11 protein-coding genes, 1 tRNA gene and 2 rRNA genes (1 of these 14 cut by a window edge) are annotated in these 13,850 nt (G+C 46.6%); 1 reads left to right on the forward strand and 13 read right to left on the reverse strand.

Annotated elements, in window-relative coordinates; translation table 11 throughout:
• Positions 1-2 precede the first annotated feature (2 nt).
• A complete protein-coding gene (locus ACUJFL_RS13935; RefSeq protein WP_445427806.1) occupies positions 3-896 on the reverse strand; it encodes an alpha/beta fold hydrolase in 894 nt (297 codons plus the stop codon).
• Positions 893-1,906: a phosphoserine phosphatase SerB gene (gene serB / locus ACUJFL_RS13940; RefSeq protein ID WP_445427807.1), complete on the reverse strand. Its 1,014-nt coding sequence runs from the start codon at positions 1,904-1,906 to the stop codon at positions 893-895. The genes ACUJFL_RS13935 and serB overlap by 4 nt, the downstream gene beginning before the upstream one ends.
• A gap of 86 nt (positions 1,907-1,992) precedes the next feature.
• Here serB and ACUJFL_RS13945 point away from each other — a divergent pair, with 86 nt between their 5' ends.
• Positions 1,993-2,586, forward strand: coding sequence for an AhpA/YtjB family protein (locus ACUJFL_RS13945; RefSeq protein WP_306178850.1), 594 nt, complete (start codon positions 1,993-1,995; stop codon positions 2,584-2,586).
• Between the two features lie 27 nt (positions 2,587-2,613).
• Here ACUJFL_RS13945 and ACUJFL_RS13950 read toward each other — a convergent pair whose 3' ends face one another.
• The 11 genes from ACUJFL_RS13950 to ACUJFL_RS14000 form a co-directional block, all read right to left on the reverse strand.
• Positions 2,614-3,423, reverse strand: a complete 810-nt coding sequence (locus tag ACUJFL_RS13950; RefSeq protein ID WP_445427808.1) for a TatD family hydrolase — start codon at positions 3,421-3,423, stop codon at positions 2,614-2,616.
• 27 nt (positions 3,424-3,450) lie between these two features.
• Positions 3,451-4,086 carry a pyridoxamine 5'-phosphate oxidase gene (gene pdxH, locus ACUJFL_RS13955; protein ID WP_226751999.1) on the reverse strand — a complete coding sequence of 212 codons (636 nt, stop codon included), beginning with the start codon at positions 4,084-4,086 and terminating at the stop codon, positions 3,451-3,453.
• 1 nt (position 4,087) lies between these two features.
• Positions 4,088-5,827: an arginine--tRNA ligase gene (gene argS, locus ACUJFL_RS13960; RefSeq protein WP_445427809.1), complete on the reverse strand. Its 1,740-nt coding sequence runs from the start codon at positions 5,825-5,827 to the stop codon at positions 4,088-4,090.
• Between the two features lie 11 nt (positions 5,828-5,838).
• Positions 5,839-7,425 (reverse strand): peptide chain release factor 3, encoded by a 1,587-nt coding sequence (prfC, locus tag ACUJFL_RS13965; protein ID WP_226751997.1) that lies wholly within the window; start codon positions 7,423-7,425, stop codon positions 5,839-5,841.
• A 411-nt stretch (positions 7,426-7,836) separates the two neighbouring features.
• Positions 7,837-8,286 (reverse strand): ribosomal protein S18-alanine N-acetyltransferase, encoded by a 450-nt coding sequence (gene rimI, locus ACUJFL_RS13970; protein WP_306178864.1) that lies wholly within the window; start codon positions 8,284-8,286, stop codon positions 7,837-7,839.
• Positions 8,279-8,632 carry a hypothetical protein gene (locus ACUJFL_RS13975; protein WP_445427810.1) on the reverse strand — a complete coding sequence of 118 codons (354 nt, stop codon included), beginning with the start codon at positions 8,630-8,632 and terminating at the stop codon, positions 8,279-8,281. Before ACUJFL_RS13975 ends, rimI begins: the two co-directional genes overlap by 8 nt.
• A gap of 9 nt (positions 8,633-8,641) precedes the next feature.
• A tRNA-Trp gene (locus ACUJFL_RS13980) sits at positions 8,642-8,718 on the reverse strand.
• Positions 8,719-8,854: 136 nt separating this feature from the next.
• On the reverse strand, positions 8,855-10,876 hold the full coding sequence (locus tag ACUJFL_RS13985; protein WP_445427811.1) for a prolyl oligopeptidase family serine peptidase: 2,022 nt from the start codon (positions 10,874-10,876) through the stop codon (positions 8,855-8,857).
• A 475-nt stretch (positions 10,877-11,351) separates the two neighbouring features.
• The gene (locus ACUJFL_RS13990) at positions 11,352-11,480 is read right to left on the reverse strand and encodes a hypothetical protein (protein WP_445427812.1); all 129 of its coding nucleotides are present in this window, start codon (positions 11,478-11,480) and stop codon (positions 11,352-11,354) included.
• 306 nt (positions 11,481-11,786) lie between these two features.
• Positions 11,787-11,901, reverse strand: a 5S ribosomal RNA gene (gene rrf, locus ACUJFL_RS13995).
• A 153-nt stretch (positions 11,902-12,054) separates the two neighbouring features.
• A 23S ribosomal RNA gene (locus ACUJFL_RS14000) occupies positions 12,055-13,850 on the reverse strand; it runs 1,089 nt beyond the window's last position.

Consider the following 13,850-nt stretch of genomic DNA (forward strand, 5'->3'; position numbering starts at 1 on the left):
CATTATAAGCTCTTTAGCCATAGCGTGAGCTCTTGAAAATGCTCCGTTGCTGCAGCGGGATGCGTCAACATAGAAATATGATCATAGTTTTGCGAATAACCCTGCGTTTTCCCCAATAAACTGAATTTCGCTTCACGCTGAGCGCATTCTGCAATAAAAGCCTGTACATCCTTCGGGTGACCGAGCACACGATCATGCTCGGCGGCAAAATGCCAAATGGCTGGCCACATCGCTTGCTGACAAGCTTGCTGATAATCAAAACCATCCGTGCAATCTCTAAACGGAGCACCTTTGATCCAACGAATGGTATCCAACAAAAATTGTCGCGGCTCATCATCTGCCCCTAAACGCCAGCGTTTAGCAGGTAAATAACCAGGCTGCCGACTTAACCAAGGGGCAAGACTATTCCATACCATATCGATTTTCAGCCATTTTGCTAACGATCGCACACTGATCACGCGTTTAGTGCCAAAACAAACCTTGGCTTTAACTTTCTGCAGTAAATGCGGATGACGGGCTAAACTTGCCGCCGCCAACACGCCGCCCCACGAATGACACATCAAGATTAAGGGCTGTTGATGTAAGTCGTAAAAATGCTCGATTAAGCGCGGAATATCATGACAAATTAATTGTTGCTGATTTTGCTGCAAACCATCAGCCAGCGAGGGTTGCGATAAACCACGACCAGCAAAATCGACGGCATAACCAATAAACCCCTGATCGGCTAAGAAGCTGGCAAGGCCTTTACCTGAATGGCTGTAAAAAATCCGCCCATTCTCAATTGCACCGTGCAAATACAACACCGGCGCAAGTGAACCATGCAGCGGTGTTAATTGCCTAACATGCAGATGATAGTCTTTTAAATCAACAAACAACGAATGTTGTTGATGCTTCACGCGGGTTCAACCAAATACAATAGCTGCAATAAACTGCCGGAAGTTATCGCCGCTTTGGCCGCCGCCTGCACCTTGGGTTTCGCATGAAACGCTACACCTAAGCCAGCTTGCTGCAACATGAATAAGTCATTAGCGCCATCTCCTATGGCGATGGTTTGAGCCAGTGGAATGCGATACTGCGCAGCTAACTCGCCGACAACAGCCGCTTTACGCTCTGCATCAACAATGGGGCCTAACACCTTACCCGTTAACTTACCCTCAACAATCTCTAATTGATTAGCAAAGGTTGCCGTTAAGCCCAGTTGCTGCTTTAGGGCATCAGTAAAATAGGTAAAACCGCCGGAGGCAATAGCCACCTGCCAATGATGACGCTGTAACGTTGCCACCAACTCGGTTAACCCTGGCATTAACGGCAACTTATCTAATACTTGCTGCAGCACTGATTCAGGCGCACCGGCTAATGCCGCCACCCGTTGTTGCAAGCTTTGAGCAAAATCCAGCTCACCGTTCATTGCTCTGGCAGTAACGGCGGCCACCTGTTCACCTACACCGGCTAACTTAGCAATCTCGTCGATACATTCAATTTCAATGGCCGTCGAGTCCATATCCATCAGTAATAAACCGGGCTGCGATAACGCTGGACGCGTTGCTAAAAATACCAGCTGGCAATCTAGCGCTGCTGCGATCTGGTTTAATCGCGCTTGTTCAGGTTGCGCCAGTTCGGGGCTTTGCAACAACAGGCCGGCCGGTAAGCTAGCAAGCGGTTGATTGACACTGACGGTTAGTAACATAGAAGGTAATGCCAGCGCAGCTAAAATCTGCTCAAGTTGGCTCAAACTCTGCTCGCCACCAAAGTAAATTAATACTGGGCCACTGGCAGCGCTATCAGCCGTTGCCACACTCTGAATTTGCCCTGCTCGCCATTCTAAACACAACGGCTGCTGCGCTTCAGTTAACATCGACTTTAGCTCACGATTAAACGGAGCTAATACTTTAGAAAAATTCGACACGCTCTGCCCTATACTTAACTGAATGACCATGGCATGCTACAACACTTTAGGCAGCGACCTGCCGACGTCATTTAGCGATTAAAAATATGCAGCACCATAGCCTATCAGGTCATCGATATTCAAGCTTTATTACCTTATTACAACTGGCATTAGCCGTATTAGGTATTTGGTTTATTTTGCATAGCTGGGGCGCAGCACGCACTGAAGGTCAGCAACTGTTGATGCAACAAAATAAACTGCTGATGCGTGAAACCTTAATTGCCATGTCTTACACCGCCGGTTATTTATTAGAAAATGACGAATTGGAAGGCTTGTCGCAATTAACTCAACATATTGCTGAAAATCCGTTCTTACATGATGTCGTGGTTTATGATGCGAATGGCGTCAGGATCAGTTGGTCAGAAGCGAATTCTGCCGCACGCTTACTGTATCGCCCCGACCAGCCTTTAGCGTTAATCCCGATGGTAGAAGAAATTCGAGTGAACAACGAATTGCTTGGCTATATCAAATTAAGTTTATTGCAGGATGAAAAGTTGTTTCCGGGCTATCATTCTTGGCAGCAGTTAATGCAACAAATCTTAGGTCTGTTGCTACTTACTGGCGCGGTGGGCATGTTACTGAAACGCAACGTTAGTCAGTTAAGTCAGCGCTATCGCAAACCACCTACTCCCCAAGCCTAATACTCTTTACCTAAACCTTTTCGCCGGTTAACTCAGTCGCAAGACCTGACGACTGTTTTGCCACAACGCCGCAGCGAGCTGCGGTGGGGATTCATCCCTTAATTGACATAAAGCGTCAAACACCTGTGCTAACTGCGCTGGCGTATTGACCTGCCCTTGAAAACCGCTTAGCGGCATAGCGGGTGCATCGGTCTCTAACACTAAAGCCGACAGCGGTAATTTACTGACCGCATTCCGTGTTTTTTCCGCTCGGCTATAGGTAATAGTGCCACCGATACCTAATTTGAATCCCACATCGATAAAAGCGTGCGCTTGTTGCTGACTTCCTGAAAACGCATGCAAAATGCCGCCTTCACTAAACTGCTGACGTTTAATTTCCGCTAATAACGCTGGCTGACTTTTACGATGGTGCAAGATCACCGGTAATTTATGCCGTTTGGCTAACGCTAATTGTGCTGCAAACAATTGCTGTTGTATGACAAAACTGTCCGCATTTAACGCGAAATCAAGGCCAATTTCGCCGATGGCCTGCACCGATACCTCTGGCTGTTGCAACTGCAACGCCAGCAAATCAATATCCGCTAAGTGATGTTTAATGGCCCACCAAGGATGGATACCCAAAGCAAGATAAAATTGCGGGTTGGTTTGACACAGCTTCAGTAAACGCGGCCAATTTTCTTTAGCCACTGCTGGAATTAACAAGGCTTGCACCCCAGCTTGCTGTGCTAGGCGCCAATGCTCTGGCCATGCATGCCAGAGCTCGGGTAAGTCAAGATGACAATGGGTGTCGAATAGCGGGTAATGCATCGAGCGAGTTGTTATTTGGGGGTTATTCACTCGCGCGAGTCCTTTTTTACTGCCGCGTTAAGGGCACAGCCGCTCAATTTGCCAGCCAAGATCCGTTTGCCGATACATAAAGCGATCATGTAAGCGATGCTCACCGCCTTGCCAAAATTCAATTTGATAAGGACGGACTAAAAAGCCGCCCCAAAAATCGGGTAACGACACATCACCATGCGAAAATTTCTCTTTGATTTCCGCAAATTTCTGCATCAGTGCCAAACGCGTTGACACCGGCCGACTTTGCTCAGATGCCCAAGCGGCCAACTGACTTTCTTTGGGTCGTGATAAGAAATACTTCATTACCTGACTGGTAGGCACGCGTTCTGCCGTGCCATAAACGATCACTTGGCGCTCGAGAGGATGCCACGGAAAATGTAAGCAAACTTTCGGATTAGCTGCTAACTCGGTAGCCTTACGGCTGCCAAGGTTAGTGTAAAAGGTAAAGCCGCTCGGGTTCAGATCTTTTAACAATACCAGCCGCTGTGACGGCTGCCCCTCAGCGTCGACGCTCGCTACACACATTGCGGTCGGATCGGGCAATTCTGCCGCCACCGCATCTTTTAACCATTGTTCAAATTGCACAATGGGATCGGCATCGAGCTGGTCGAGATCCAATTTATCTTTGGTGTAGCTGCGGCGAATCGCGTCGATTTTCATGTTACATCCGTTCCATTACTTCAATACCCAGAAGGTCCAAGCCTTTGTGTAATAACTTGGCGCTAAAAATACTCAGCATTAAACGGCTGTCACGCGTTGCTGGTTCAACACCTTCTTTTAGAATAGGACAGGCTTCATAGAACGTCATGTATAAACTGGCCAGTTCATACAAGTAATTACACAGTAAATTCGGCTGAGCTTCCTTCATCACTTGTTGTAAGGTTTCTTCAAAACGCAATAATTTAACAGCTAACAATTTTTCCTGCTCGGCGCCAATCACGATTTCAGCATGAAAATCAGCCGCAACCTCAGCTTTGCGTAAAATACTGCGTACCCGAGTATAGGCATATTGTAAGTAAGGTGCGGTAGCGCCTTCAAAGCTGAGCATTGCATCCCAGCTAAAAATATAGTCACTGGTACGGTTTTTCGATAAATCCGCATATTTTACCGCCCCAATGCCAACCTTACGGGCGATCTCAGCCATCTCAGTTGCTGATAAATCGGTCACTTTATCTTGCAATACCGCATTGGCGCGAACTACCGCTTCTTCCAGGAGTTCAGCCAGCTTTACTGTGCCGCCAGTACGCGTTTTAAAGGGTTTACCATCTTCACCCATCATGGTGCCGAACGGGCAGTGATCGTAGGCTGTGCGCTCGGCTAAATAACCGGCCTTGCGTGCCACTAATTCGACTTGTTTAAAGTGCAGAGCTTGCCGTGCATCCGTGAAGATAATAATGCGATCAGCGGCTAATTCGTGGCTGCGATACTGACACGCGGCTAAATCGGTGGTCGAATATAAGAAACCCCCACCGGTTTTTTGAATGATAAAAGGTGAAGGGGTACCCTCTTTATCGGCTAATTCTTGCAAAAACACCACCAAAGCACCTTGGCTTTCAACCGCGATATCTTTTGCGACTAACTCAGCAACAATCGGTTGTAACATGGCGTTATAGGCGCTTTCAGGTTTGATATCGGCATTCGTCAGGGTGACATTCAGTTTCTGATAAACGTCGTTGCTGTGTTTAATCGAGGTATCAATAAACATCTGCCACAGTTTTTGGCAATGCGCATCACCGCTTTGTAGTTTTACCACGTAATCACGTGATTTATCCGCAAAACCGCTTTCATCATCAAAACGCTTTTTCGCTTCCCGATAGAAATCTTCAAGATCGGCTAAGGCGACCGTTTCTAAATCGACACCGGCGGCGATTTTGTCTTCTAAATGCGCTATCAGCATACCAAATTGCGTGCCCCAATCGCCCATATGGTTCTGTCGGATCACGGTATCCCCCCAGAACTCAAGGGTTCGTACAACCGCATCACCAATAATGGTTGAACGTAAATGGCCAACGTGCATTTCTTTGGCTAAGTTAGGCGCAGAATAATCCACCACCACCGTTTGCGGTGTAGGATTCACCGCAACGCCCAAACGGCTGTCGGTTGCTGCCGTCGTTAATTGCGATGCAAGCCAGTTTTTATCTAACTTCACATTGATAAAACCAGGCCCCGCTATTTCAACGCTTTCGGCCATGTCGGCAATATCGAGCAGCTCTAGTAACTGTTGCGCAAGCTGCCGCGGATTGGTTTTTAATAACTTGGCTGCCGCCATAGCGCCATTGATCTGATAATCACCAAATTCTGGCCGCGTGCTTTGCGTAACAGCCGCATTAACGTTTTCGGTTAAGCCAAGCTGTTGAAAGGCGGCAAGGGTTTTCACAGTTAAAAGGTGTTTAATATTCATACGGCAACCTGTTAATGCTCGCGGGTTTTAAGGAATTTAATTTTCGGATAACGTTCAATAGCGAGGTTTAAGTTAACCATCGTGGGTGCGATATAAGTCAGGTTATCGCCGCCATCTAAGGCCAAGTTATTACTGGCTTTATTCTGGAACTCTTGCAGTGTTTTAGCATCATCACAGTAAACCCAGCGCGCGGTACTCACATTCACACTCTCGTACAGCGCGTCAACGTTGTACTCTGATTTTAAGCGATGCACGACCACATCAAACTGCAGCACCCCGACAGCACCCACAATCAGGTCATTGTTATCCAGCGGACGAAACACTTGCACAGCGCCCTCTTCCGCTAACTGAACTAAGCCTTTCAACAACTGCTTTTGTTTCAGTGGGTCACGTAAGCGAATACGACGGAATAACTCCGGTGCAAAATTCGGAATACCACTAAATTGCATATTTTCACCGGTGGTGAAGGTGTCACCAATTTTGATGGTGCCATGGTTATGCAAACCGATAATATCGCCTGGGTAAGCTTCTTCTAAATGCTCGCGATCACCGGCTAAAAAGGTTAACGCTTGCGGGATCAAAACGTCTTTACCAATGCGTACATGACGCACTTTCATGCCTTTTTCATACTTACCTGACACGATACGCATAAACGCAACACGGTCTCGATGCTTCGGATCCATGTTAGCTTGAATTTTAAAGACGAAGCCGCTAAAGCCGGTTTCCGTAGCTTGCACTGTACGCGTGTCTGTCGCTCGGGGTTGCGGCGTAGGCGCCCACTCGGTCAAGCCATCCAGCATATGATCCACACCGAAGTTACCTAGAGCCGTACCAAAGAACACCGGCGTCAGTTCGCCTTTCAAAAACAAGTCTTGATCAAACTCGTTACTCGCGCCTTGCACCAACTCCATTTCATCGCGCAATTGCTGTGCATAATAGCCAAGCCGTTTATCCAGTTCAGGATTGTTGAGGCCTTTGATCACGTCAACATCTTGAATAGTGTGCCCGAGGCCCGATTTATAGAAAATGACCTCGTCACGTAAGATGTGATACACGCCTTTAAATTCTTTACCTGAGGCAATCGGCCAAGTGATAGGTGCACAAGCAATCTTTAAAACGCTTTCAACTTCATCCAATAAATCAATCGGATCGCGAATATCCCGATCCATTTTGTTCATAAAAGTGACGATCGGCGTATCACGCAGGCGTGTCACTTCCATCAGTTTGATGGTGCGATCTTCAACCCCTTTAGCACCATCAATGACCATTAAACAGGAATCGACGGCGGTTAAGGTACGATAGGTATCTTCAGAGAAATCTTCGTGCCCCGGCGTGTCTAGTAGGTTGACCAAACAATCATGATAAGGAAACTGCATGACGGAAGTTGTCACGGAAATACCGCGCTCTTTTTCCATCTCCATCCAGTCTGAAGTAGCAAACTGGCCCGATTTTTTACCCTTAACAGTACCGGCTTTTTGGATCAAGTGTCCGAACAACAACACTTTTTCAGTGATCGTCGTTTTACCGGCATCGGGGTGAGATATGATTGCAAAAGTTCTTCTAGAATTGATTTCGTTAAGAAAGTTTTGGTCTGCCATTAATAAAGTCTTTTCATTTTTGCATGGATTTCGACAAATAATTGCAGAGCCCGCAGTAGAGCCCTTCGTTTGCTAGATCCATTATGTTTAACATCATTGGTGGCTATTTTCGCTGATCCTGACGCTTTAAACAATCAATGCTTTTCATCAAGGGGTCTGGTAAGGCTAAACAGGCGCTGCAACCTGCAAAAAAACGAAAACGTTGCCCATGAAAAAAAACAAGCACTCGGCTTTATTGCCACAGCGTTAAACAAACAATATCAGGCATAATCAGGCTTGCAGCTTTGTGAATGGGTGGCTAACTGTTAAGATAAACCATCTGTTATTTTGCGGGTAATAAAGCATTCAGTTATATGCTTCCGTTTTAGCAAAATAGCAACAAAAACCTCTGCTAAAAAGCAGCCGTAGCAATTAACTAAACGCTAAGGGTAAGCACATCAGCAATGCATCTTCGCGGCCCTGCGCGCTAACGTAGTAATTATTGCGGCGGCCTGTTTCGATAAAACCCGCTTGCTGATAAAGATGCAATGCCTGTTGGTTAGTTGCACGAACCTCTAACCAGGCATCTAAAGCATTACGTTCGGTACTCTGTGCTACAAAGTGTGCAAGTAATAATTTACCGAAACCCTGACCTTGCGCCTGCGGCGCAACGGCAATATTAAATAATTGGCTTTCTACCCCCAGAAATTGGCCAATATAAAACCCTTGCAACTGTTCATGTTGAAAAACACCATAATTAAAATATTGCTGATTAAAACAAGAACGAAATACCCCTTCAGTCCAAGGGTATAAATTAGCTGCCAACTCGATGTTGACTAAGGTAGGCAAATCCTCAAGGCTTAGTAGCCGGATCTCAGGCATCGACATACTCAGATAACAATAACCATAGCTGACGCTTTAACATGGGTTGTTTAAGTGCCACGAGTGATGGGGTAATTAATTGCTGCTCTTGGAAATGAATGTCTACAGCGTTGGGGTTTATTTGCCAGTCTGTGATGCCAAACGATGCCAACAGACATTCAATATCTGCTACCAGCACATCCAGCTTGCTAGCCTCAACATTGGTTATAGATTCACTCTGGCGCGCATAAGTAGCTTCAGCTGAGCGCGATTGCGAACAATCTGGATAAAACTCAGATTTAGGTTGCAACGGCACCACAGCAAGCTGCTTTAATAAAGTGAGATGTGCTTGAGAATACATTGTCATAAGAAGAAGTGGCAGGGGCAGAGGGATTCGAACCCCCAACCATCGGTTTTGGAGACCGCTGTTCTACCAATTGGAACTATGCCCCTAGCGTTGGAGTCGCCATTATACAAAGAACCGACTAAAGGTAAAGTAAAAAACATGATGCTCCCACCTGAATGAATAGAAAACATACACTTTTTAGTAAATAAAATAAAGCCCAGAATAAACTGGGCTTTTTACGCACTATTTAGCGGTTTTTTGTCGATGTTTTTCAAACCAGTAAATAATGTAGGCGGGTTTCGCCATCATGTTACTTGGCCGTGTATGTATGGCATGCGATGCCCCAGGGATCCGCACCATCGCAGTTTCTACGCCACGTAACTGTAATGCCTGATAATATTGCTCAGTTTCAGAAATAGGGGTACGGAAATCAGATTCACCGGTTAAGAGCATGGTGGGTGTTTCGACTTTGCCAACATGCTGAATAGGTGAGTATTTAAGATAGTGTTCAGGATCTTCCCAAGGTAAAGCAGGAAACCAATACTGGCTAACGTAACTGTACATATCGGCATTTAACACAAAAGAATACCAGTTAATTACCGGATTCACCGCAACCGCGGCAGCAAAGCGCTTAGTATGAGCAATACTCCATGTGGTTAGTACGCCACCACCACTGCCGCCAGTAACGAATAATTCGCGCTCATCGATAAAACCACGAGCAACCACTTGATCAATACCATCCATGAGATCATTAAAGTCATGGCTTGGATAATTATGATGTATCAAGTTAGCGAAGTCTTCACCATAGCTCGTACTTCCGCGAGGGTTGGTGTAAAGCACGACATAACCCTGCGATGCCAATAATTGCAACTCCATCGTAAAGTAAGGACCATAAGCAGTATGTGGGCCTCCATGGATCTCAAGGATCAAAGGATATTTTTTACTGGTATCAAAAGCCGGCGGATAAATTATCCAGCCTTGCAGCTTACGTTTATCAACAGATGATTCGTACCAGAACTCTTCAACCTTACCTATTTCGCGTTTAAATAATAAATCACGATTAAATGAAGTTAGCTGCTGTTTTTTATTGCGTTGTAATGTCGCCAACTCAGCAGGATGGGCGGTACTGGCTTGCGTATAAGCCACTAAACCATTGTTGGCAACCGCAAATTGACCACCTGAATAAGGCCGACTATAAGAAGATCCACCTAAATCATCAGCTAATACTTTTACTCGGCCATTTCCAGACAACTCAGCTAATAAACCTTTGCCCTCACTATCGTAAGTAATATACAGATCTTTACTGTTCGCTTGCCATTGGAAGCTTTCAATACCCCGATCTAAGTCTTCTGTTAAATTCTTACTATTGCTGCCATCAATATCCATTACATATAAGCGCATAGCTTGATGAGCTAATTTACGATCATCGTAACCTAAATAAGCAATCTTCTTACCATCAGGAGAAACTTGCGGTTGCGTATCTGGCCCAAAGCGATCGGTTAACGCCGTTAATTGTTTCGTCTTAATATCTAAACGAAATAGTTCGGAATTAGAGACCGCAGTTTGCCAATCTGCATGCCGATTAGCCGATAAATACAAAGCAGAACCATCAGGATGCCAACTTAAACTGCTGCCATGGTTAAACTCTTCGTCAGTCAATTGAATAGCACTACCGCCGTCCGCAGCAATTAAATACACCTGCGTAAAACCCGCTGGTAAATAACCGGCACCATCAGCACGATATTGTTTATTATCGATATAAATAGGCGCTTTAGCCCACTCAGCATTAGCTGGCTTACCAGGTAAGGTTACTGGAGGTGCTTTAGTCACGGGGGTGAACATGGTAAAAGCTAACCATTGTCCATCTGGCGACCAACTTAGATTAGCAGGAGAATGGTTAAGATGGCTTAGTTGAACATTGCGGCCGCTATCTAACCAATACAAATGGATTTGCTGATCAGCTAAATAGGCAAGCTTACTGTTATCAGGTGACCAACGTGGTGAAGAAGCACTCTGAGCAGAATGGGTAAGCGCTTGTAATTGCCCCTTTGCATCCGCTAACCACAACACAGAACGCCGGCGGTCTGTTTGACGATCCATCCAATTACGCACAAAAACAATTTTTTCGCCTTTACTATCGGGTTGAGGATCAGACACAAACTCAATTTCAAATACATCATCGTACTCAAGTGGAGTGGTAGCTTGCCCTCCCCAACTTACTGAGCAAACAAGTAAAAAACTACAGAACGGTTTAACAAAACGCATATGCGATTCTCATATTTAAGGAAGTACACTATCCATACTAGAACTCCCTGACCTTGCTGTATTAGCTTTTGCGGTTAATCAACATGGAATAACGACAGAACAAAGCCAAAACAATCTCACTAAATTATCAGGAAATTTATCGGCAAAAATTATTAAGATTCACTGCTTGGAAGCGTTTTGTCAGTGATACTGCACGCGTTGATTAGAGCGAACCCGGAGATTGGGCAGTACTGAACACACGTTAAGATGGAAGGTGTATAAACGGTGAGTTTTGAGTTTTGAGTTTTGAGTTTTGAGTTTTGAGTTTTGAGTTTTGAGTTTTGAGTTTTGAGTTTTGAGTTTTGAGTTTTGAGTTTTGAGTTTTGAGTTTTGAGTTTTGAGCATGATGGTGACGTCCCGTTAAAAATTTGTCTAACGGCGTACTTCGTTACTCGGAACAATTCGAGCTAACTGCTTTAATTGCCTTTTACTATTCTTAAGTACCAAATCGCATGGCGACAAATTCGTCGGGCACGAATTTGGACTGCCGCAGGCAGGTCGCGAAGCGATGCAGGCCAAGGATGGCTTTGCTCAATGCCACCAGCGCCGCGAGGCGCTTCAACACAAAAAGGCTTACCCGTTAGGATAAGCCTTTTGCTTGAATGAGGTGCCTTCATGCCCTTCGCAGAGCGAAGGGCGTTCAGCCGGCGTCAAACCAAACTGTTGGCTTGTCGTATTTCCGGCCTCACTGTACTACTTTGCTCACCCCTTGCCTGGGGTTCGCCGCTGCGCGGCCAGCTAAAGCTGTCCAAAAACGTTCCAGACGTTTTTGTCGCATGGTGTCGCCCGGCTCGAGCAGTGCACCGGCTAGGGTATTTCAACCAATAAAAAAGCCCCACTCTTGCGAGTAGGGCTTTCTATTGAATGAGGTGCCTGGCGGTGTACTACTCTCGCATGGCGAATGCCACACTACCATCGTCGCAGCTGCGTTTCACTTCTGAGTTCGGAATGGAGTCAGGTGGTTCCACAGCGCTATTGCCACCAGGCAAAAACTTGTAGGGAACACGTTTTAACGCACTTTAGTGCGGCCCGTTAGGGTCAAATCCATGGAAGGATTTGATAAAAACGTGTTCCAATATTCGGCAATCTGATAAGTAAATTCACACTGTATTCTTTTCTTAAAACATCTTGGGCGTTGTATGGTTAAGCCTCTCGGGCAATTAGTATGAGTTAGCTTAACGTGTCACCACGCTTCCACACCTCACCTATCAACGTTGTGGTCTTCAACGACCCTTTAGTAGACTCGAAGTCTAAGGGATGACTCATCTTGTGGCCGGCTTCCCGCTTAGATGCTTTCAGCGGTTATCCGTTCCGAACGTAGCTACCGGGCAATGCCATTGGCATGACAACCCGAACACCAGCGGTTCGTTCACTCCGGTCCTCTCGTACTAGGAGCAACTCCACTCAATCATCCAACGCCCACGGCAGATAGGGACCGAACTGTCTCACGACGTTCTAAACCCAGCTCGCGTACCACTTTAAATGGCGAACAGCCATACCCTTGGGACCGACTTCAGCCCCAGGATGTGATGAGCCGACATCGAGGTGCCAAACACCGCCGTCGATATGAACTCTTGGGCGGTATCAGCCTGTTATCCCCGGAGTACCTTTTATCCGTTGAGCGATGGCCCTTCCATACAGAACCACCGGATCACTATGACCTACTTTCGTACCTGCTCGACGTGTCTGTCTCGCAGTTAAGCTGGCTTCTACCATTACACTAACCGTACGATGTCCGACCGTACTTAGCCAACCTTCGTGCTCCTCCGTTACTCTTTAGGAGGAGACCGCCCCAGTCAAACTACCCACCAGACACTGTCCGCAATCCCGATTCAGGGACCTACGTTAGAACATCAAACATACAAGGGTGGTATTTCAAGGACGGCTCCATCAGAACTAGCGTTCCAACTTCAAAGCCTCCCACCTATCCTACACATGTAGGGTCAATGTTCAGTGCCAAGCTATAGTAAAGGTTCACGGGGTCTTTCCGTCTAGCCGCGGGTATACGGCATCTTCACCGCAATTTCAATTTCACTGAGTCTCGGCTGGAGACAGCCTGGCCATCATTACACCATTCGTGCAGGTCGGAACTTACCCGACAAGGAATTTCGCTACCTTAGGACCGTTATAGTTACGGCCGCCGTTTACCGGGGCTTCGATCAAGAGCTTCGCTTGCGCTAACCCCATCAATTAACCTTCCGGCACCGGGCAGGTGTCACACCCTATACGTCCACTTACGTGTTTGCAGAGTGCTGTGTTTTTAATAAACAGTTGCAGCCAGCTGGTCACTGCGACTCTCCAATGCTTACACCGCAAGGGCTTCACATCAAAGAGCGTACCTTCTCCCGAAGTTACGGTACTATTTTGCCTAGTTCCTTCAGCCGAGTTCTCTCAAGCGCCTTGGTATGCTCTACCTGACCACCTGTGTCGGTTTAGGGTACGGTCACCAATACCTGAAGCTTAGAGGCTTTTCCTGGAAGCATAGCGTTAGCAACTTCATCACCTTAGTGACTCGTCTCGTGTCTCAGTCTTAAGAAACCGGATTTTCCTAGTCTCTCAACCTACACACTTTCACGCGGACTACCAACGCCGCGCTTGCCTAGCTTTCTCCGTCCCCCCATCGCAGTATTGGCCGGTACAGGAATATTAACCTGTTTCCCATCGACTACGCCTTTCAGCCTCGCCTTAGGAGCCGACTCACCCTACCCTGATTAGCATGGGATAGGAACCCTTGGTCTTTCGGCGGGGAAGTTTTTCACTCCCCTTATCGTTACTCATGTCAGCATTCGCACTTCTGATACCTCCAGCATCCTTCTCAAGACACCTTCGCAGGCTTACAGAACGCTCCTCTACCACTTGCACATAATGCAAGTCCGCAGCTTCGGTGAATGATTTTAGCCCCGTTACATCTTCCGCGCAGGCCGACTCGACTAGT

The sequence above is a fragment of the Alishewanella sp. HL-SH05 genome (assembly GCF_052655985.1).